The organism is Chryseobacterium sp. StRB126, from assembly GCF_000829375.1.
In the GTDB taxonomy this organism is placed as follows: domain Bacteria; phylum Bacteroidota; class Bacteroidia; order Flavobacteriales; family Weeksellaceae; genus Chryseobacterium.
The window spans coordinates 5468519-5491081 of the sequence record NZ_AP014624.1 but is presented as its reverse complement, the minus strand read 5'-3'; the positions used below and the strand labels follow the sequence as shown (position 1 = coordinate 5491081).

Genomic DNA, 22563 nt, shown 5'->3' with positions numbered 1-22563 from the left:
AGACTGAATACTACAAAAATAGCAGACTTTAATAAATATTAAGAATTATAACTCTCTTTTCCTTATTCAACATAAAAGCTGTATTTTTATATTTCAGATATGGAAATAATTAAAAAAGTAAAAAAGATGAAGATTGTAGGGCTCAATTTGGATATCATCTGGAAAAATAAAGCTGAAAATTTTAAAATAATAGAACGGGAGCTTCAAAATCTTGAAGCAGATTTATTTCTGCTTCCTGAAATGTTTTCAACAGGCTTCTGTATGGATGCATCAGAAGTTTCTGACAGAAATGGAGAATCTCTGGAATTTTTGAAGAAGATTTCAAAAGAAAAAAATGCTGCATTCTGTGGAAGTGCACCAGTAGAGGAAAATGGTAATTTTTATAACAGGATGTATTTTGTACAGCCGAATGGAGAAGTTACTTTTTATGATAAAAGACACTTGTTTTCCTTTTCTGGAGAAGATAAAGTATATACTCCAGGTAAAAAGAGAGTTATTGTAGAGTATAAAGGAATCCGTTTTTTACTTCAGGTTTGCTATGATCTTCGTTTTCCTGTATTTGCAAGAAATAATGATGATTATGATGCCATTTTATATGTAGCGAATTGGCCCGAAAAGAGAGTTGGAGCCTGGGAGCATCTTTTAAAAGCCAGAGCCATTGAAAATCTTTCTTTTGTGTTTGGGCTTAACAGAATAGGAACAGATGGAAATAATCTGTTCTATCAGGAAAGTTCTCATTGTTTCTTTGCTGATGGAAGGGAAATTTCAAATAAGAATGAAAATATTGCATCAGCAGAGCTGGATATGAATGTACTGAAGGATTTCAGAACTCATTTCCAATTTTTAAATGACCGAGATCATTTTTCAATGGATTTATAAAAAATAAGGCTGAGTTCATGTAAACTCAACCTTATTTTTAGTCTTATATATATTGTTGCAGAAGTTGCGTTAATGTATTTACATCATGCACTCCGCTTTCTTTCCAAAGAAGTTCTCCATTTTTAAAAACAGCTAAAGTAGGTACTCCTCTTACTCCGTATTGTGCTGCGATAGCAGGGTATTGGTCTACATCTACTTTGATGATTCTGGCTCCTTCGCCTATATTTTCTTTTACCGTGGTTAAAACCGAAGACTGAACCTTGCAAGGCTGGCACCACGTGGCAAAAAAGTCAATAAGTACCGGTCTTTCGGAATTGATGATTTCCTGAAATTTTTGTGACATAGTTTGAATTTATTAGTTTACTTTTTATCTGCTTCGTCCTGGATTCCTTTTACATTTTTCCAACTCGTTCCATCGTAGGCTTCCACTCCGTTTTTCTTTAAAATTTCCATTGCCTGATCTGCCTGTACTCCTTTATTACAGAAAACAACTACTTTTTTGCCCTTCAGGGTTTCAATATTGTTCTGAATTTCTGCCAATGGAATGTTAATCGCATTTTTAGCTGTTCCGGCAGCATATTGTTCCGGAATTCTTACATCTACCAATGTTACATCTGAACTGGTTACCACTTCTTTAATGTTAGCTTTGGGAGCCTTCATAGAATGCGTTGTTTTACAGCTGCTTAGTGCTAAAATAGAAGTTAAAGCTATTCCAAAAAAACTAAGTTTCATGATATTATGATGTTTTGGATTGACATACAAAGTCCGTTGTCGGAAGTTTTTCTGTTTTTTTTATGCCGTTAAATCCTCCTTCTATTTCAGTGAAGTTTCTGATTCCGTGTGAATTAAGTATGCTTGCGGCAATCATACTTCTATATCCGCCGGCGCAATGTAGGAAGAAATGTTCAGAGTCATCAAGATTACGGGCCCAATCACTGATGGAGTCCAAAGGTCGGTTGTATGCATTGTCAATATGTTCTGCAGAATATTCTGTTAGTTTTCTAACGTCAATTATTTTTGCATCTGCTGTGAACTGATCTGCGAACTCAGCTGGAGTGATTCTTTTCACTTCATCAATTTCTTTCCCTGCATTTTTCCAGGCTTCAAAACCTCCTTTCAGGTAGCCCACCACATTATCAAACCCTACTCGGCTTAATCTGATGATAACTTCTTCTTCGGTTCCTTCATCCGCTATCAATAATAAAGGATGCTTTACATCTACGATTAAGGTTCCAACCCAAGGCGCAAAATCGCCTTTTAAACCAATATTAACGGAATTAGGAACAAAACCTTTATGGAAATCTGCTGCTCCTCTTGTATCAAGAATTAGAGCGCCTGTTTCTTCTGCCATTGCTTCAAAATCTTCAGGGGAAACAGGCTGCAATCCTTTATCCATCACTATATCCAGACTTTCATAACCCCCTTTGTTCATAGCTACGTTCATTCCGAAATATTTTGGAGGTGCAGTAAGCCCGTCAAGTACTTCTCTGATGAAAGAGGCCTTATCCGGTTGGTTAAGTGCATAGTTCGTTCTTTTTTGATTTCCCAGAATATCTACTGTTTCTTTCTGCATATTTTTTCCACAAGCAGAGCCTGCTCCGTGAGCCGGATAAACAGTGATACTGTCGTCCAACGGCATAATTTTGTTTTGAAGACTGTCATACAGAATTCCTGCAAGATCTTCCTGAGTAAGGTTCGTAGCCTTCTGGGCAAGATCTGGTCTTCCTACGTCTCCTAAAAACAGAGTATCCCCTGTAAAGATGGCTGTTTCCTTCCCATTTTCATCAATTAAAAGATAAGTAGTACTCTCCATCGTATGTCCGGGAGTATGAAGTACCTTTATTTTTATTTTTCCAATCTCAAAAACCTGATTGTCTTCAGCAATAATGGCTTCAAATTCAGGAGCTGCCGTAGGCCCGTATACAATCGGAGCATCGGTTTTTTTGCTTAGGTCTAAGTGCCCTGACACAAAATCAGCATGGAAGTGAGTTTCAAAAATATATTTTAAAGTGACATTGTCTTTTTCCAGACGATCCAGATACGGCCTTACCTCTCTTAAAGGATCAATAATGACAGCTTCATTTTCTGATACAATATAATAGGCACCCTGAGCCAGACAGCCCGTATATATTTGTTCAATTTTCATTGGGTATTTTTTTAATAGTTAAAGATACAAAGTATTAGATAAATTCTAAATCAAATGTTAAATTCAATCGATAGTTTCTTTCAATACCTTTGTTAAACATATGTTTAATGTTCTTTGCTTTTTCAGCAAAAAGAATGCCTTACATAATGTTGATGGGTAAATGCTGTTTTTTATCATGTTTTGCTTCTTAGAGAACAGTTTTTTAACAATATAGTTTTTTTATTTCAGATACCATGGTTTGAATTTTGCTTAAATAGCCGCAAAGCTGTTTCCTCAGGCTATTAATAAAAGTTAGAGAGGAAATATTACAAAATATTTTACAGAAAATTTTATATTTATAAGTTTAAAAAAGCAATCAGATGGCAGACAAAGCACAATTTATTGAAGAATTAAATGCTAGATACACTCCAAAAGGAGAACATATTATATTAGGAAAAGGAATGCTGGACGGAGAGGTGGTTCCGGAAGTGAATGTAACCATTCCTTTAAAAACAATTAACCGTCACGGGCTTATTGCCGGAGCAACGGGAACGGGAAAGACCAAGACTTTACAGGTATTTGCAGAGCAGCTTTCTCATCAAGGAATTCCGTCATTAGTTTTGGATATCAAAGGTGACTTTTCCGGAATTGCAGAAGCTGGTCAGATGAATTCCATCATTGAAGAAAGGTATGCAAAAACTCAGCTTCCTTATACCCCACAAGGGTTTCCTGTAGAATTGATGAGCATTTCCGGAGGAAAAGGAATAAAGCTAAGAGCTACCGTAACAGAATTCGGTCCTGTTTTATTAAGTAAAATTCTTGAGCTTAATGATACACAGCAAAGTATCATGTCTATTGTCTTTAAATATTGTGATGACAAAGGACTTCCTTTGATTGATCTTAAAGATTTAAAGAAAGTTCTTCAGTATGTAACAGATAACGCTCAGGGAAAAGCTGAACTTGCGGCCAATTATGGATCAATAGCACCGGCTTCATTGGGAGCTATTTTAAGATCTATTGTAGCATTGGAGCAGCAGGGAGCGGGAGACTTCTTTGGAGAGTTGAGTTTTGATGTTCAGGATTTGCTGGAAATCAGAGATGGAAAAGGAGTTGTTAATATTTTAAGAGTATCAGACATTCAGAATAAGCCACAGCTGTTTTCTACCTTTATGCTTTCTCTTTTTGCCGAAATCTATATGACTTTCCCCGAGGAAGGAGATAGTGGAAAACCAAAGTTGGTGCTGTTTATAGATGAAGCACATTTACTTTTTGATGAAGCTTCAAAAACACTTCTTTCACAGATTGAAACGATGGTAAAACTTATCCGATCAAAAGGGGTAGGGATTTATTTTATTACCCAGATTCCTGGTGATGTGCCGGAAAGCGTTTTATCTCAATTAGGATTAAAAATACAGCATGCTCTGAGAGGGTTTACAGCAAAAGATAAAAAAGAAATTTCCAAAGCTGTTGAAAATTATCCAACTACAGAGTTTTATAACGCTTCCAATCTGATTCAGAATTTAGGAATCGGTGAAGCATTTGTAACTGCTTTGGATGAAAAAGGGATTCCAACACCATTGGTTCATACTTATCTTATTTCTCCTGAGTCAAGAATGGATGTTCTGAGTGAGGCTGAAATTACAGAATTAACGTCCAGCTCAGCCATGGTAGCTAAATATGAACAGGCGATAGATAGAGAGTCTGCTTATGAAATGTTAACCAACAGAATGGAGCAGGCAGCTCAGAACCCAACAGCTAATCAAAGAACAAAACCGGTAAAGGAAGAACCGGGAATGTTTGAACAGGTATTGCAAAGCCAGGCGGGTAGAACCTTTACCAATACATTAATGCGGGAAGGCGCGAAAGCTATTCTTGGTATGTTTGGTTTGGGAGGTAGAAGAAGATAATAAAAATAAAATAGGGAAAAGAAATTTTCCCTATTTTTATATATCTATAGTAACACAAATTAAAACGCATATGAGAATACAATTATTTATTGTGCTTATGTCGCTATCCCTATCAAAAGCGCATGGGCAGAGTCAGTATCTAGACTCAAATTTTAACGATGCCGGTTTTTTGCAAACCGATTATAAATCTAAAAGTTACGATGAACTTTCCAATATTAAGCTTTCTAACAATGCCCTGTATGCATTCGGGAGAGTGGCAATAGAAGATTACAAGTACTATGAAAGTGGTGTGGGAGTTCTGAAACATAATTTTACTTCTGGGTTGAATTCTACATTTGGAAATCAGGGAAAAGCCCATTATTATTTTGATTCTTATCATTACACTAGTGCAAGCAAAGATGTCTACGCCTATGCCGATGGATCATTTTTGATTCTATCTGAATTAGGATTAACTAAAATAGATCAAAATGGAATTTTAGATCCCAATTTTGCTTTTCATGGAAATCAGGAATTTGAATACGGTCAAAAAACATACACGAAGTTATTGGTTTTACCAGACCATAAAATTTATGTTTTCGGACAGAATGGAGATGACCTTTATATTGAAAAATACAATTCAGATGGGTTTTTTGATTTTTCGTTCGGTAATCAAGGAACCCTCACTATAAATATAGGTTCACTTGATATTATTAATGATGCTAAGCTTTTGAATGATGGTAAAATTCTGATTACAGGATACAGCCAAAAGCAGGTTAATAATAACTCTTCAGGAAATACAAGGTACAATTTTATAAAAAAGATCAATCAAGATGGCACACTTGATCCTAGTTTCAATTATGATGATATTCCAAGTATGTATGATAATCCGGGATATTTCAAAAAAATGCTCGTAGATGATTCCAATACCTATGCTTATATTATTAATAAGGTCACGGAATGTAATCAAAGAGTTTTAAAAATTAACTTACAGACATTGACTGCCTCCAACGTTTTTGTAAACCCAATCGGAGCTCCATGGTTGTGCAGTAATCTAACTCCTAAGTATATTATTAATGATATTGTTCTTGATGGAAATAAGATATACATTGCCGGAACTGAAAAAATAGGTGCAGATAATACGATGTGGGTCACTCGTTATAGTCTTGATGGAGTGATGGATACAACGTTTGCTAATCTGGGGAAGTTCAATTATTTTACTTATTCAGGAAACCCGAACTCTCCTTCAGATGATATTGTGAATCTGGAAAGTATATTGTTGGCTCCAGACGGAAGCCTTTATGGCGGAGGACGATTAAATAATGATTTTCTGGTTTTTAAAATTTTAAAAACACTTACGCTGGATGTAAATGAATCAAAATCTAATAAAACCAACATTCTTAATGTGTATCCTAATCCTGTAAAAGATCTTTTGTTTGCTGAGAATAAGAATCTTACAGGGATTATTCAGGTCTCAGTGTATGATATGTCCGAAAAACTGGTGAAAAAACAAAGTTCCGATTCTCGCAATGCTAAAGTGTCAACTGATCTTTCTGATCTGATGTTAGGAAATTACGTAATAAAGTATGAAGCTAAAGACTTTTCTCAGTCTGTAAGGATTATAAAAAAATAACACAAAATGAAAAGAAATCTACAATTATTCCTTTTTTTAGGGATTTCTCAGCTGGCTTTTTCTCAGCAGGGAATCCTTGATTCTAGTTTTGGACTTGGGCAGTTCAGCTATGTTGAAAATGATAATGAAAAGCAGATTCTGACTGCCATTGAATATACTAATGACACTGTTTTTGCCGCAGGATACGCAGGGCCAGGAGCAGATGTTTCTTTCCCTAATGCAGAAGGACGTTTTGTCTATAAAGACCGTTTCTTTTACTATAATGGCAAAAATCATAATAAAGCTTTTGTTTCTATTGGCGATGAAGGTTCTAGAGCTAATGCAATCAAGCATTATGGAGCATATGTTTATCTGGCGGGGTACTCAAAGGATAAAAAAAATAAAAGTATTGCTGTAGTAAAAATTCTTGCAAAAGAAGCAAAGCTAGATCCGTCACAAAAGTTTAACAGAGACAGTAAGGTGATTACCGATTTTACAGACGATGACGAAGCCCATACCATTGATATCAAGAATAACAAAATCTGGGTAGGAGGTAAGGCCGGAAATAAATCTGTAATTGTACGCTATAATCTTGCTAATGGATATGTAGACAAAACTTTTAATCAAAAAGGGTTTATATTTTATCCGATAGGAACCCAGTCTGAAATTAAAAGCCTCAAAATTCTTTCAGATGATAAAATATTAATTGCCGGAACAACAAATAATGGAAGCCAAACTGATTTCTTTATTGCAAGACTGAATCCTGATGGAACTTATGATGCTTCTTTTGGGACTAATGGCATTAAAACTATAGATTTCTTTGGCCAAAATGACCAGTTGAATGTGATGAAAATTCTATATAATGGTAAAATTATGCTGGGAGGCTCCTGTACAAGAACACTCTCTAATATTGATGCGGCTTTGGTAAGGCTAAATGCAGATGGTAGTTTTGATACCTCTTTTGGTGGAGCAGGAAAAGTTACTTATGATGAAGGAACTAAAGAAGATGTAATAAATCATGTAGATGCTAAGGTAAACTTAAGCAATCAGGAAATTATTTATGCAATAGGATATAAAAGGCCGGGGATATATAAAGATGTTTTATATCGGGAATTTGATTCTGATGGGAGCACTTTTGCTAATGGCCCGGCGGTTAATACCTTAAGTTATTATGATGATTATCTGATTGGTGGAGCTTTTGATGTTTTGCCGGCAGGGAACTTTACGAGTCCAATGACAATGTATGGCAATTGGTTTTGCAGAGAAGCAACCGGAAATTATACTCAGTTTAATAAGCTGGGAGATGGTATGACTGCAATTCCTTCTGAATGTGGCTCTTCTTATGCCACAGAGATAAAAAACATTAAAGTAAGACAAGATGGGAAAATCTATGTATTGTACCAGAACCAGCTGAAAAGATACCTGAGCAACGGCACGCCTGATGTATCTTTCGGAATTAATGGAACTTTTACCGGAATGGGGACAAGTGAATTTGATATATTGCCCAACAACAAAGTTGTAGCCAATGTTTTTGTGTATGGAACCAATACTCAGCGTTACAGTGTTATTTTAGATGATAATGGAAAAATTATAGATAATTTTCAATTTGAGAACCTGACAGGTGCGGATCAGAGGTATATCAATAAAATTATTTATTCCCCTTCAAAGAATAAAATGTATGCCTATTATTCCTCATATGGTACTCAGTTTTCAAGTCCTGCAATGTGCAAATATAACTTAGACGGAACCATTGATGGTTCATTTGCTAATAATAACAAATATATCCCTGTTATTTCAGAATACGGTTCATATGATGCTGATTTGACTAAAGTAGACATAAGCACTCAAAGAATTGTAACCATTGATTTTACAACGGATAAAAAAATCATTAAACAATACAATCTTGATGGGAATCCGGTAGCAGGCTTCGGAAATATGGGAACTGTAGAAATTCTTTCTCCAAATTCAGCTTCTGGTTTTAAGAAAGTTGTTCTGGATAATTTAAATAATGTCTATATTATTAGAGAAAAAAATGAAAATTTCAATACTACTTTGCTCGTAGAAAAATATAACTCAACAGGTGTTTTAGATACATCATATGGCAATGGAGGTATTTTCGAATATGCTTACAATTCTGCAGATTCAGATACGAAATTTTATTCTGTTACAGTTCAGGGTGATAATAAACTGTTGATTGCAGGAAAGCGTAGAAAGTTATTCATAGATAACGACGGATATGTTATAAGATTAAATATGAATGGTACTTTAGATACCAGTTTCAGTATCCAGAATGACGGCGTATTCTCCGATATGGAAGATGATAATCCTAATGACTTTTTTGAAAATATAAGCGCTATGGGAATCACTCCAAATAACGAAATAATTATTGGTGGACTTAATAAGAATAGAAGTACTGGAAATGCAATAACTTATACCGCAAAAATCAAAAAATTGAAATAAATTTATATATTAGTGCCTAAGTGGTAAGCTTTTTGGGTACTTGTTTTGATATATTTTTTACTATTTTAGCAGGTTATCTTACTGATGGGAAAAGAATATCGGATTAAAGAGCTAAAACTTTTAATAATAAACACAGCAGTTAATAGAAATCAATGTATTCAATTATAGACATAGAAAGTAATGGTGCAGGTTATAGAAATGAATGCATTATAGATATCGCCATTTACAGATATGACGGGCAGAAAATTACAGATCAGTTTATATCCCTTGTCAATCCGGAAGGAGACATTACTCCTTTTGTACAAAAGCTGACCAGTATCACACCAAAAATGGTGAAAACGGCTCCTAAATTTCATGAAATAGCCAAAAGAGTTATTGAAATTACCCAAAACACAACATTGGTAGGGCATAATATTGATTTCGACTACAGAATGCTTCGCCAATCGTTTAAAAGGCTTGGTTATGATTTTAACATCAATACTTTAGATACAATTCCTCTAGCTAAAAAACTAATTCCTGATGAAGTAAGTTATTCTTTGGGTAAATTGGTGAAATCACTGGGGATTCCTTTGACTAATCATCATAGAGCCGACGGAGATGCCAGAGCAACGCTGGAGCTGTTTAAACTTTTAGTATCAAAAGATACTGAGAACGAGATTATTCAAAAACAGCACGATGAAACCAATGCGAAAACCTATATCAATAAGATCAAGCTCCTGACACAGGATCTTCCGAACGATAAAGGATTTGTGTATTTTCAGGATGAGAGCGGAAGGATCATCTTCTCAGATTATGTTCAGGATATCAATAAGTTTTCCAAAAAAGTATTCAATTCCAAGTCCAAAAAATGGGAACAGGTTCAAAAGGGTGTTGAGCAAATCAATTTCGAGCTTGCCGGAACGGATATTATTGCTAAGCTGATCCTGAATTCTAAAAATGTTAAGAAAAAAGAAGTTTTGCCATTCGGTCTTTATTTCAGAAACAATAAATACGTTGTTGAAAAAAACAAACTGAATAAAACTGAAAAACCGATCCTGAAATTCAGATCATTTACTCAAGGGACAAAAGCGGTTCAGTTTATTGGTGCTCAGGAAGAATACAATGATGTAGAGGTATTGAAACAAACAATAGAATTCAGAAAAAGAAATGAACTTTGGTTGGGAACCGGAAGAAGATTAGGTGAGAAATTATTTTTAATTATTGAAAACGGAAAGGTAATGTCGTTTGGTTTTTATGAACTGTTTACGCAGATACAGACACTAAGTAAACTTGCCAAATTAAAAATAGATCTTCAGCTGTCTTCAACAGATTTGAACAATGAACTGCAGCTAGCACTTCTGCGTGGTGATTTTGAGACGTTGCCACTGCCTAAATAATTAAAAATTTTGATCTTAAATTTTGATTAGAAAGAAGATACTTTTCAAATCAATTTTCTCAGAATAAAAAATAAATAGTATTTTTGCAAAAAATAAATAGAAGCAATGCAAATTTTTAAACAAATAAAAACTGGAAAAAAGGGAGCTGTTAAGTTCTCTAAGGTTTGGAATATTTGAAAGACTTGTCTTGCATAAAAAATAATCAATGTGGCAGGCTCTTTTTCTAAGAATCTGCCTTTTTTTATGTTAAAATGAAATTATGAATTCACAAGAATTATTAAAGATCGCCAATGAGTTTGGCACACCAGTGTACGTTTACGATGCTGAATCCATCAAAGTTCAATACGAAAAACTTACATCTTCTTTTTTAAAACATACTAAGTTCTTCTATGCAGCGAAGGCGTTGACAAACATCAATATCCTTAAATATGTCAAGAAGCTGGGTGCATCTTTGGATTGTGTATCTATTAATGAAGTCAAATTAGGATTAAAGGCAGGATTTCCAAAAGAAAAAATATTATTTACGCCCAATTGTGTTGACTTAGCTGAAATAGAGGAAGCAATGACATTCGGAGTTCATATTAACATTGATAACATTTCCATTCTTGAGCAATTCGGAAATAAATACGGAAATTCTTATCCTATTTTTGTTAGAATCAACCCACATATCTTTGCTGGAGGGAACTATAAAATTTCAACAGGTCACATCGACAGTAAGTTTGGAATTTCTATTCATCAGCTTCGTCATATTGAAAGAGTGATGAAGAGTACCAACCTTAATGTTGAAGGGCTTCATATGCATACAGGAAGTGAGATTAAAGATCCTGAGGTTTTTCTTCAGGCACTGGATATCATGCTTGAACTTTCTGAGCATTTTCCTAACCTGAAATATCTGGATATGGGAAGTGGTTTCAAAATTCCTTATCAGGATAGTGAAGAAGAAACTGATGTTAAAACATTAGGAAGAAAAGTAGAAAAAGTTTTAGGTGAGTTTGCAAAAACAACGGGTAGAAAATTCGAACTATGGTTCGAACCGGGAAAATTCTTAGTAGGAAAAAGCGGATATCTATTAGTAAAAGCTAATGTAATCAAACAAACTACGGCTACCGTTTTTGTTGGGGTAAATTCAGGATTTAACCACCTGATTCGTCCAATGTTCTACGATTCTTACCACGCTATTGAAAATCTATCCAATCCAAAAGGAGCAGAAAGAATTTATACTGTGGTAGGAAACATCTGCGAGACAGATACCTTTGCATGGGATAGAAAATTACATGAAGTAAGAGAGGGGGATATTCTTGCATTCCACAATGCAGGAGCTTATGGTTTTGAAATGAGTTCAAACTTCAATTCAAGATTAAAGCCCGCTGAGGTTCTATTCCTTGATGGAAAAGCTCATCTGATCCGTAAAAGAGATGAATTTGAAGACTTACTAAGAAACCAGATTGAAGTGGTTATCTAGTCAATAGAAAATAATATGTGAGCGGCTGTCCCTTGGGATGGCCGTTTTTATTTTTAATACAAAGATTGTAATGTTTTGTATCGATATGCTTTTTGAGTTACAAAGAAACTTCTCTTTGCCAAGGAAAAGAGCTTTGTGCTCTCTTTTAAATCGTGTATTTTTAAAGGATCTTGTGAACTCTGTGTTAAAATCTGGAACATTATGAAAGATTTACGAGTTTTTTAATACTGAATCCCCTTCAGTTCTGCTATTAATTAGCTAAATTTGATAGGCTTGGGATAGATGCATTCCAAGCACTATAAAGAAAAATAACTACCAAATCTATAAATTATGGCTAAAAATATAGCAGAGCAAATTGTTGAAATGCTCGAAAATGCCAATGTGAAAAGAATTTATGCAGTAACAGGAGACAGCCTCAATCACCTAAATGTTGCGGTGAAGAAAAGCAGCATTCAATGGATACATGTACGGCATGAAGAAGTAGGAGCTTATGCCGCCGCCGCAGAAGCCGAGCTTGATGGCTTTGCCGTATGTGCAGGAAGCTGTGGCCCGGGACACGTTCATTTGATTAATGGAGTATATGAAGCACACAAATCTCATGTTCCAATGCTGGTGATTGCTTCTACGATTCCCAGTGACGAAATGGGAATGGATTACTTTCAGGAGACCAATACCATAAAGCTCTTTGATGATTGCAGTTATTATAATCAAATGATTACACGTCCCGAGCAGGTACAGAGAACCATTCAAACAGCTATTCAGCACGCTATTTCCAAAAAAGGAGTAGCAGTAATCGGTCTTCCGGGTGATGTTTCAGAACTTGATGCACAGGAAGCAACAACTTCCACCCAGATTTTTAGAACCAATCCTGTAATAAGACCATCAGATAATGAACTGAATAATCTGGCAACACTCATCAATGAAAGTAAAAAAGTAACCCTTTACTGTGGGATAGGAGCTGCTGAAGCCAGTGCTGAGGTAATAAAGTTATCTCATTTATTAAAAGCTCCTGTTGGCTATTCATTCCGGGGAAAAATGGCCATTCAGCCTAATAATCCTAATGAGATCGGGCTTACTGGTTTACTAGGTTTTCCCTCTGCCTATCATGCAATGCACGAAGCCGATCTTGTCATCCTTCTGGGAACCGATTTTCCTTATCAGAAATTTATGCCTGTAAAAAATAAAATTGTTCAGATTGATGAAAGTCCGGAAAGGCTGGGAAGAAGAGCAAAACTTGAATTAGGTCTTACAGGAGATATTAAAGACACCATTATGGCCTTGCTTCCTCTGCTGGATGAGAAAACAGATGTAGACTTTCTCAATGAGCAGCTGGCCTTTTATGATAAAGTAAAAGAAAATCAACTGGAATATGTGAAGGACTCGGGAAAAGAAGATGCTATTCAGCCGGAGTATGTTGCCCATACGTTGGATAGGTTAGCTAAAAAAGATGCCATATTTACTGTAGATACCGGGATGTGCTGCGTTTGGGGAGCAAGATTTATTACTGGAACCGGAGAACGAAAGATGCTGGGATCCTTTAACCACGGATCAATGGCCAACGCTATGCCTATGGCTATTGGGGCTTCTTTATCACATCCGGATAAGCAGATTATTGCCATGTGTGGGGATGGTGGCTTATCCATGTTGTTAGGAGACATGGCTACCATTTTCCAATATAAGCTTCCTGTAAAGCTGATTGTATTCAATAACAGAACCCTGGGAATGGTAAAACTGGAAATGGAAGTAGGAGGAATGCCAGATAATGAAACAGATATGATTAACCCGGATTTTGCATTAGTGGCCCAGGCCATGGGGTATCCCGGAAAAAATGTACATCAACCTGAAGAAGTAGAAAATGCCATTAAAGAATGCCTGGAGCATAACGGACCTTATCTTCTCAATATCTTTACCAATCCTAATGCATTGGCTCTTCCTCCAAAAATTGAACTGGATCAGGTGTTGGGAATGACCAAATCTATGGCTCAGTTAATGCTGGGTGGAAAAATGGATGAGGTGCTAGAAACCGTTAAAAGTAATTATAAACACATTAAAGGCTTGTTATAAAGGCGGTTTTGAGAATTTTCGTAAACAAAATATGAAACCTCTTTTATAAAACTTCATACATTGTGTGAAGTTTTTCTTTTTGGTAAGACCGCTAAATATTTACCTTTGTTTATTAATTTAATGAACAGATCAAGCTATGAGAACGATACTTTTATTTTTTGCCTTATGTTTTGCCCACTTTTCTTTTGCACAGGAGCTTGAAGACAGAGATGATTCCTTTATTGTAGAAAATAATAAAAATCTTTTTAAAATAGATATTAAAGAACCTTTTCTACAAGTTGCTGTAAAGTGTAATGATTTTAAGCCTGCAGCTTTTGAAGGAGGAGCTTCAGCATACAGAGACATTCTTAATAAATATATGTATACCTATTTGAATGCAGATTTCTATACATTGAGCGGAGATTTTACATTTACCTTAATAATCGATGAATCAGGAAAGGTAAAAGATGCTGTTGGGGCACCAAAAGTCTTACACAGTGAAGCTTTCTTTGATGATATGCAATATGTAGTGAGAAGAATTAAAAGAAATTGGAAACCTGCAACTTGCAATGGACAACCGGTAAAATCAGAAATGAAAGTAAAAATGAATTTCTCTTCATTATCAATAGATATGTAAAGCTATTACTGTAGAGATATTTTGGATTAATAACTATATCATAACCATGAAAAAAAACATTGTAATCCTGTTCCTGTTCTTTGGGTTTATAGGATATTCACAACAATCACCAGCTTCAAAAGAAGATGTGATGACTTCACAAAATGCAGAATTTCCGGGAGGAGATGATGCTTTTACCAAAGAATTTTTACAGATGATCCATGCCTATATTGATTTGAAAAAATATGCAGTAAACGGAAAATTTGTTTTTGTTTTTGATGTGAATACGAGTGGTAAAGTAGAAAATCTTGATGTATTACCCAAAGTGAAGAATAGCGAGATGTTTATTGATGACATGAAGTTTGCCATTAAAAAAGTAAAGAAGAAATGGAAACCTGCAATGAAGGATGGGCAGCCGGTAATTTCTAAGAAGATTATCAAAATTAACTTTACTTCAGACCATTTTGACCACGGAGATTAATACCTAATTTTGAGAAAGGAAAATAATTGCTCTTCATGAGTTTAACAGATCATAATAATCCTCCTGCCATTCTGTCACAATATTTTGTATCTTTGCAGACTCATCTGTTCGTAGTTTAAAATTCACGGAAAGAATTCCTGTGTTTTAACCCCGAACCTTAAATTGATTATCGTGCAGGAAAAATATATAGACGAAACAAAACAGGGCGAAGCATTTGCTATTGCCGAAAGACCCGAGAATTCTAAAAAACTGTTTTTAGAAAGCTATGGCTGTCAGATGAACTTCTCGGATTCCGAAATTGTTGCTTCTATTCTTAATGAACAAGGATATAACACAACAATGAAAGTTGAAGAAGCTGATTTGATTCTGTTAAATACCTGTTCTATCCGAGAGAAAGCAGAGCAGACGGTTAGAATGCGTCTTTCCCAGTTCAAAAATCTTAAGAAAGAAAAACCGAACATGACGGTAGGTGTTTTGGGGTGTATGGCGGAAAGATTAAAAACCAAATTCTTAGAAGAAGAGCAATTGGTGGATCTTGTCGTGGGACCAGATGCTTATAGAGATTTGCCAAACCTATTAAAGGAAACAGACGATGGTAGAGATGCCATCAATGTAATTCTTTCCAAAGAAGAAACCTATGCAGATATTAATCCGGTTCGTTTAGGCGGAAACGGAGTTACAGCTTTTGTTACTATAACGAGAGGTTGTGATAACATGTGTACATTCTGCGTAGTCCCATTTACCAGAGGAAGAGAAAGAAGCCGTGATCCACACTCCATTATCGACGAATGTAAAGACCTTGCAAATAACGGTTATAAAGAAATTACTCTTTTAGGACAGAACGTAGACTCTTACCTGTGGTATGGTGGTGGTCCTAAAAAAGACTTTGCCAAAGCATCTGAAATGCAGAAAGCAACAGCCGTTAATTTTGCTCAGTTATTAGATTTGGTTGCTAAGGCAGTTCCGGAAATGAGAATCAGATTCTCTACATCAAATCCTCAGGATATGAGCCTAGATGTATTCAAAATGATGGCAAAGCACGATAACATCTGTAAATATGTACACCTTCCTGTTCAGAGTGGAAGCAACAACATGCTTGAAGCAATGAACAGACAGCATACCCGTGAAGAATATCTTGAACTGATCAGAAAAGCTAAGGAAATTGTTCCTGAAGTAGCCTTCTCTCAGGATATGATTGTTGGATTCTGTAATGAAACAGAAGAAGATCACCAGGATACATTAAGCCTGATGAGAGAAGTGGAATATGATTACGGTTATATGTTCGCTTACTCAGAAAGACCGGGAACTCCGGCTCATAAAAAAATGGAAGATAACATTCCGGCTGATGTAAAGCAGAGACGTCTTGCTGAGGTGATTGCGCTTCAGGGAGAGCTTTCCAGAATGAGAATGGAGTCTTATGTAGGAAGAGTTCATCAGATTTTGATCGAAGGAACTTCCAAAAAGAATCAGAACCAATGGAAAGGAAGAAACTCTCAGAATGCAGTTTGTGTCTTCGATAAGCTTGAAGGGCAGCAAATAGGTGACATTGTGGACGTTTTTGTATATGATAACACCCAAGGCACACTTTTAGGGAAAATCACAGAATAAATATAAGTTTTGAAAGCGGTTTATCTTTTTACCTTATTTTCTTTTGCTCTGTTTTCATGTCAGGCAGAAAAAAAAACAAGTAAATATCCGGATACCGTGGGTGATATAGCTTTTGATGATAGGCTGGATGAAGCAGGCTTTAAGAAATGTGGAGCAGGAAAAGACAGACCTTTCAGTTTTCAATATTATCATGGACCCAAGATGTTCGATTATAAAGGAGAAAAAATTGCTGTCAAAGAAAAACTTAAAAAAGAAAATATATATTCAGAAAAGAAAGTCAACGGGTATATTACCGTTAGATTTTTAGTAAATTGTGAAGGAAAAACAGGCCTGTTCAGACTCAAGCATATGGATTCAGATTTGAAAGATGTTGTTTTGGATGAAGAACTGGAAAATAAGCTGTTGGAGTTCACAAAATCATTAAATGGCTGGATGCCGAAAGAGATAGAAGGTTTAAAAGTAGATTACTATCAGTATTTAACCTATAAAATTGAAGATGGAAAAGTTTCAGAGGTATTACCTTAGCTTTTTGTTACTTATAGTGTACACCAATACTATTGCACAGGTTAACTGTAACGCAATAGAGGGTGAGGACTGCAAAAAAGCCTGTGAACTTTACAACACAGCTTCAGATTTACAAGGCTTTAAGGCATCTCAGGAAGGCTTTGATAAAGCAATAGAGCTGTGCCCGGATTTCTCCAGTGCTTATATGGAGAAAGCAGTCCCTTATCTCAAAAACGGAGATTTTGCAACCTGGAAAATTCTGATTGATAAAGCCGTTGCTTTAGATCCCAAAAAACATCTGGGGTATAGAGGTTGGTGCAAGTTTCAGTTTTTAAGAGACTATAAAGGAGCTATTCTGGATCTGGAAGAGCTTAAAAAATATTATCCGGAAGACTTAGGAAGGTCGCAGAACGGAGATTATAATCTGGATGTAGTAAAAGCTATGTCCTACAGTGCTTTAGGGCAGAAGGAAAAAGCAACCGGAATTATTGAACGGCTGCTGGCCACAAGAGGATATGTAAAAGGCATGTTCGATCATTACCAGCTTGGCGTCACTTATTTTGAGCTGGGTAAATATGATAAAGCCCTTGAAAATTTTGAAAAACAAAGCAAAGAATACAATTTTGCTGAGAATATATACTTTAAAAGTAAAGTTTCTAAAATTAGAAACAAAGATTATTTGGATTTGAAAATGTTAGCCTTAAAAACGTATGATGAAGGAAAGACTATGAAAGATGTCTATACTCATCATTTTAACAAAGTCTACAGACAGCAGATGGAAGAACTGTAGAATAGTAACATTTAATCAATAATCAAAAATTTACTTATGAGCAACGAGTTACAAAACATAAAAAACCGCTTCGGAATTATCGGGAACTTTCCGGCACTCAACAGGGCCCTGGAAAAATCGATACAGGTTGCCCCTACAGACATTTCCGTCCTTGTTATCGGAGAAAGTGGAGTAGGGAAAGAATTTATTCCGAAGATCATCCATTCGGAATCCAGAAGAAAGCATCAACCCTATATTGTTGTCAATTGTGGAGCTATTCCGGAAGGAACAATAGACTCAGAATTATTTGGGCACGAAAAAGGGGCTTTTACGGGAGCTACTGCCACCAGAAAAGGATATTTTGAGGTAGCAGACGGCGGAACCATCTTCTTGGATGAGGTAGGAGAACTTCCTTTACAGACGCAGGTTCGTCTTTTAAGAGTACTGGAGAGTGGCGAATTTATGAAAGTAGGATCTTCACAGGTGCAAAAAACCAATGTAAGAATTGTAGCAGCTACTAACGTTAACATGATGAAGGCCATCCATGACGGAAGATTCCGTGAAGACCTGTTTTACCGTTTGAATACCGTTCAGATTGATATGCCGCCTTTAAGAGAAAGAAAAGGAGATATCCATTTGCTGTTCAGAAAATTTGCAATAGATTTTGCAGAAAAATACAGAATGCCTGAACTGGAACTGGAGCAAAGTGCCGTTCATTATATAGAAAATTACGCTTTCCCGGGTAACGTCCGCCAATTAAGGAATCTTGTTGAGCAGATGACCGTTGTGGAAAGAAACAGAAATATCACTGCAGAAAAGCTTGCAGAATATATTCCGATGGAAACCCACCTTCCCATGGTGGTAAATAATCAGAATAGCCCAAAACAAAATGATTTCGGAAGCGAAAGAGAAATCATGTATAAGATCCTCTTCGATATGAGAAACGATATTAATGATTTAAAATCCTTAACTTCGGAATTGATAAAGAACAGAGGAACAGCAGATCTAAGTAATCATGAGAAAAATCTGATTAACAGAATTTATACTCCTGAAACTCAGCCGCAAATAAACTCAGGCTCTTTACTGTATTTTGAGAATAATGACGCGCCGGCAGTACAGACGCCTACCATTATTTCTAGCCCGGATGACAGCTACGAAGATATTGAGGATATTGAAGTAGAAGAAAACAGACCGGAATCACTCTCTCTTCAGAATAATGAAAAGGATTTGATTATCAAAGCACTGGAAAAGCATAAAGGAAGAAGGAACAGAGCTGCAGACGAGCTTGGAATTTCACAGAGAACTTTATATAGAAAAATAAAACAGTATAATCTGGAAGATTAGTAAAGCACAATAAGTATGAATGTAAATTTAAAACCTAAGCCGATTAATTTTAAATTCGGACCATATATTAACAGTGGGTTCGAATTCTTAAAAAAAGATTTTGGAAATATTTTTGTTGCATTTTTAGTGTGCATTATCATGTCAATCATCCCTTTTTGTGGAATGCTGGCCATGGGCAACATGTACAAATATCTTCAAAAATTGAATAAAAACCAGGTTGCTAGCCCCGGAGATATTTTCGACTTTAAAGACTTTATGCCTTATTTTATTTTGCAGCTCATTATTTTTGGAGCCGTTTTAATCATTTACATTCCGCTGATTATTGTATTGGCATTAACAGGAGCATTGTCTGGTAATGATGATCCTAACCCGATGGCAGCGTTTTTTATGTTTCCCTATATACTTGTAGTAATGATAGCGATCTATTATTTTGCGTTAAAAGCGTTCTACATTACCCCTTTAATCAGTCTTAAAGGAATTAAAGATTTAAAAACAGCCTGGAATATTTCAAAGGTAATGACCAAAGGAAATCTTATATCAATTCTTCTTTTCTCATTTGTAATCGGCCTTTTAGCTCAGATCGGTGTTCTTGCTTGTGGGATCGGAATTTTTCTTACCATTCCATTTGTATATACTGCTAATTATTTTGCTTACGAAGATGCTATTCAACAAATTGAATTTGATGAAATCACTGAAATTGGATCTAAAAATGAATTTTAAAATTAAAAATATCAGTCCGAAACAGCCATTGCGAATGATGGTGCTCTTTGTTTTGCTGGGAGTATTAAACTCATGCTATAGCTTTACCGGATCATCTCTTACAGACGAAAAAACAGTTCAGATCAATGAGTTCCCGAACAATGCATCTCTTGTAAACCCAACATTGTCCCAACAGTTTTCAACAGATATTCAGAACAGGTTTGTACAGAGAACCACTCTGAAAGGAACAAAAACAAATCCTGATATTCTGATAGAAGGAGAAATTTCAGATTATGCCATTACGCCTACTACCATCAGCTCCAATACGCAGACAAACCCTGCCGGGGGAGTGGTACAGCAGGCTCAGAATAAACTTACAATTACTGTAAAAGTACATTATGAAAATAAAGTACATCCAGACTCAAGTTTTGACAGAACGTATTCGGATGAAGCAGCTTTTAACAGTAGCTTATCACAGAATGAGATCGAAAGTTCTCAGGTTAAGATTGTGACAGAAAGAATTATTAATAAGATTTTTAACGACATTGTAGCGAATTGGTAAGATGAATCCCAGAGTTTTAGAATTAATAAAAAATCCGAAAAATATTCAGTCAGAAGACCTTGGCCTTTTGAAGGAAGAGATTCATGCATTTCCCTATATTCAAAATATCAGGGCACTTCATCTGTATGGAGTACACTTGTATGAAAAGGAAAACTATCAGAAAGAACTTTCGATAACAGCAGCTTATACCACTGATAAAAAAATTCTTTATCAGCTGATAAATGGGAAAATTCAGCAGGAAATAAAAAAGGAATTACCTGAAGATAAGCCATCTGTAATAGCAGCTGAAAAGCCTGTAAAATACAACTATAATGTTAAAGGCTTCCCGATAAAAAGAGAAGAAACGGCTCCTGCTCCTGAAAAAGAAGAGGCAGAAGACAAAGAAATATGCATATTACAAACAGCACAGGAAGTTAAACATCTCTATGTAAATGGAGAACGTAATAGAATTCTTTTTGAAGGCGAAGAGAACTTCCTGAATGAAAAAAATTCTGAAACGATAGATTTTGAATCTACATTAGAATCAGGAACGCTTGTAACCCAGAAATCTGAACCGGAAACGGCGGTGTCGGTTCAAGAAGAAATAGAAGAAAGTACTGGAGAAAACTTTACCCCGGAGACTGTTATTAATGAAGATCAGATTACTTCAGAAGTGGTAGAGGAAAAAGTTGAAGAAGAGGAAAATCTGAGTTTTGAAGGAACCGAGGCTTTATTACCAGAAGCGGGCGTAGAAGAAAATACTGTGGAAGTTCCAATAGAAGATGATGAAGCCAGTGCTGATGAAGAAGTTCCTGTTTCTGAAACTAAAGAAGATAAAGACCTGAATTTTGAGGAGGCAGAGCCCTTATTACCGGAAGCAGTTGTTGAAGAAAGCATAGCTGATGTTCTAACAGAAGATGCTGAAGCGATTGCTGATGAAGAAGCTCCTGTTTCTGAAGTTGAAGAACAAATCGCTGATGAGACGAATGCAGAGTTAAGTTTCCATGGAACAGAGGCCTTCTTGCCAGATGTTAAAATTCAGGCTAATAATGATAAGGTTACTGAAGGTATTGAAACTCCTGTACTCAATGTAAATAAGCATGAGGATGAAATGAGGCGTCTGATCGAAGAGGTTGAGAAAAAGATGAAGGAAACTAAATCTGCTCAACAAGAAGAACAGGTAGAGCCGGAAGCTGTTGAAGATCATGAGATAAGCTTCGCAGAGACACAAAGTTTCCATTTCTGGTCAACTGATCAGGAAAGCTCAGAAGAAACGGACGAGATAAAAGAAGAGAAGGTACTGGCAGAAGTGGCTGTGCATATAGAGCCGGAAGTAGACGTTACAAAAGAAGAAGTTGTAGAAGAACCTGTTCGTGAAGTTCAGGCAGCATGGAAGCCTATGAGCCTTGAATCTAATGTACCAGATTCTTTAATTAATAAACCGGCAGAAACCGTTGTTCCTGTAGTAAATATTCCTGAAGTATTGGAAGTGCCTTCTACAGAGACAAAAGCTGAAAATATAGAGGTTGTTGAAGAACCTGAAACACTAACAGAACTTTCTGTGGAAGACGTTTCTGTAGAAAAAGAGGAAGAACAACCTGAAACTCCTGAAGCCGTTCCTCAGAAGGATGGAGAAGTTCCGGTAATGAATGTTTCATTCTTTGGTACAGATATTTCGAGTTTGAAAGTAGGAGAATCAAAGGAAACTAAAGAAGAGCCTATAAAAGAAGAACCAATGAAGGAAGCAGTAGTAGAAAGTATTCCCCAGTCTCCAATTAACAGCAACGTTCCAGGATTTATCAATACATGGCAGAGCTGGCTGAAAATCGGCAGAACAGACGAGGTTGAAAAAGAGAAAGAGGAGGTCAAAGAAAAAGCGATTGAAGCCTTTATTGAAAACAATCCTAGGATCAGTCAGCTGAGAGAGGAAAGTACCTATGTTGTCAAAGAAAAGAATGATGATATTTCCCATTTGATGACTGAAACATTGGCTAATCTTTATTTCGAACAGAAACTATATGCTAAAGCAATTAAAGCATTTGGAATACTGATTAAAAAACATCCGGAAAAGAAAGAATATTTCGAAACCAGAATTAAAGAGATCAAAGATTTTAGAAGTAAAAACTAAGATATAAAATAAAAGGTACAGCTCTATGGGACT

General features: G+C 36.0%; 19 protein-coding genes. 16 read left to right on the top strand and 3 right to left on the bottom strand.

All coding sequences use genetic code 11. The features are described 5' to 3' along the window. The first annotated feature begins 126 nt into the window (after window positions 1-126). Window positions 127-879: a nitrilase family protein gene (locus CHSO_RS24725; RefSeq protein ID WP_045503389.1), complete on the top strand. Its 753-nt coding sequence runs from the start codon at window positions 127-129 to the stop codon at window positions 877-879. Between the two features lie 43 nt (window positions 880-922). On the opposite strand, the gene CHSO_RS24720 is transcribed toward CHSO_RS24725, so the two are convergent. From CHSO_RS24720 to CHSO_RS24710, 3 genes are read right to left on the bottom strand one after another with little or no spacing between them, the layout of a single operon-like run. Beyond that, entirely contained in the window at window positions 923-1222 is a 300-nt protein-coding gene (locus CHSO_RS24720) for a thioredoxin family protein (RefSeq protein WP_045501585.1), read from the bottom strand. Window positions 1223-1239: 17 nt separating this feature from the next. Then, window positions 1240-1611, bottom strand: a complete 372-nt coding sequence (locus tag CHSO_RS24715) for a rhodanese-like domain-containing protein (RefSeq protein ID WP_052480720.1) — start codon at window positions 1609-1611, stop codon at window positions 1240-1242. Window positions 1612-1615: 4 nt separating this feature from the next. Further along, a complete protein-coding gene (locus tag CHSO_RS24710) occupies window positions 1616-3025 on the bottom strand; it encodes an MBL fold metallo-hydrolase (RefSeq protein ID WP_045501583.1) in 1410 nt (469 codons plus the stop codon). 359 nt (window positions 3026-3384) lie between these two features. Between CHSO_RS24710 and CHSO_RS24705 the strand changes: the two genes are divergently transcribed. The 15 genes from CHSO_RS24705 to CHSO_RS25250 all read left to right on the top strand — a co-directional run bounded on the left by CHSO_RS24705 (window position 3385) and on the right by CHSO_RS25250 (window position 22530). Further along, the gene (locus CHSO_RS24705; RefSeq protein WP_045501581.1) at window positions 3385-4911 is read left to right on the top strand and encodes a helicase HerA-like domain-containing protein; all 1527 of its coding nucleotides are present in this window, start codon (window positions 3385-3387) and stop codon (window positions 4909-4911) included. A 70-nt stretch (window positions 4912-4981) separates the two neighbouring features. Further along, window positions 4982-6520 carry a T9SS type A sorting domain-containing protein gene (locus CHSO_RS24700; RefSeq protein ID WP_144429033.1) on the top strand — a complete coding sequence of 513 codons (1539 nt, stop codon included), beginning with the start codon at window positions 4982-4984 and terminating at the stop codon, window positions 6518-6520. Between the two features lie 6 nt (window positions 6521-6526). Then, entirely contained in the window at window positions 6527-8959 is a 2433-nt protein-coding gene (locus CHSO_RS24695; RefSeq protein WP_045501576.1) for a delta-60 repeat domain-containing protein, read from the top strand. A gap of 152 nt (window positions 8960-9111) precedes the next feature. Next, on the top strand, window positions 9112-10335 hold the full coding sequence (locus tag CHSO_RS24690) for a PolC-type DNA polymerase III (RefSeq protein ID WP_045501574.1): 1224 nt from the start codon (window positions 9112-9114) through the stop codon (window positions 10333-10335). Between the two features lie 259 nt (window positions 10336-10594). Continuing rightward, window positions 10595-11797: a diaminopimelate decarboxylase gene (gene lysA / locus CHSO_RS24685; RefSeq protein WP_171817687.1), complete on the top strand. Its 1203-nt coding sequence runs from the start codon at window positions 10595-10597 to the stop codon at window positions 11795-11797. A 330-nt stretch (window positions 11798-12127) separates the two neighbouring features. Beyond that, entirely contained in the window at window positions 12128-13861 is a 1734-nt protein-coding gene (locus tag CHSO_RS24680) for a thiamine pyrophosphate-dependent enzyme (RefSeq protein WP_045501563.1), read from the top strand. A gap of 136 nt (window positions 13862-13997) precedes the next feature. Beyond that, window positions 13998-14477: an energy transducer TonB gene (locus tag CHSO_RS24675; protein WP_045501561.1), complete on the top strand. Its 480-nt coding sequence runs from the start codon at window positions 13998-14000 to the stop codon at window positions 14475-14477. A 46-nt stretch (window positions 14478-14523) separates the two neighbouring features. Then, entirely contained in the window at window positions 14524-14937 is a 414-nt protein-coding gene (locus CHSO_RS24670; protein WP_045501559.1) for an energy transducer TonB, read from the top strand. 171 nt (window positions 14938-15108) lie between these two features. Continuing rightward, complete coding sequence (gene miaB, locus CHSO_RS24665; protein ID WP_045501557.1) at window positions 15109-16545, top strand: tRNA (N6-isopentenyl adenosine(37)-C2)-methylthiotransferase MiaB; 1437 nt, start codon at window positions 15109-15111, stop codon at window positions 16543-16545. Between the two features lie 9 nt (window positions 16546-16554). Then, window positions 16555-17070, top strand: coding sequence for a hypothetical protein (locus tag CHSO_RS24660; RefSeq protein WP_045501555.1), 516 nt, complete (start codon window positions 16555-16557; stop codon window positions 17068-17070). Further along, window positions 17042-17839 carry a tetratricopeptide repeat protein gene (locus CHSO_RS24655; protein ID WP_045501553.1) on the top strand — a complete coding sequence of 266 codons (798 nt, stop codon included), beginning with the start codon at window positions 17042-17044 and terminating at the stop codon, window positions 17837-17839. The genes CHSO_RS24660 and CHSO_RS24655 overlap by 29 nt, the downstream gene beginning before the upstream one ends. Before the next feature lie 36 nt (window positions 17840-17875). Continuing rightward, window positions 17876-19162 carry a sigma-54 interaction domain-containing protein gene (locus CHSO_RS24650; RefSeq protein WP_045501551.1) on the top strand — a complete coding sequence of 429 codons (1287 nt, stop codon included), beginning with the start codon at window positions 17876-17878 and terminating at the stop codon, window positions 19160-19162. 15 nt (window positions 19163-19177) lie between these two features. Beyond that, entirely contained in the window at window positions 19178-19882 is a 705-nt protein-coding gene (locus CHSO_RS24645; RefSeq protein WP_045501549.1) for a hypothetical protein, read from the top strand. Next, window positions 19872-20423 carry an LptE family protein gene (locus CHSO_RS24640; RefSeq protein WP_045503382.1) on the top strand — a complete coding sequence of 184 codons (552 nt, stop codon included), beginning with the start codon at window positions 19872-19874 and terminating at the stop codon, window positions 20421-20423. Before CHSO_RS24645 ends, CHSO_RS24640 begins: the two co-directional genes overlap by 11 nt. A gap of 1 nt (window position 20424) precedes the next feature. Continuing rightward, on the top strand, window positions 20425-22530 hold the full coding sequence (locus tag CHSO_RS25250; protein ID WP_052480719.1) for a tetratricopeptide repeat protein: 2106 nt from the start codon (window positions 20425-20427) through the stop codon (window positions 22528-22530). Window positions 22531-22563 lie beyond the last annotated feature (33 nt).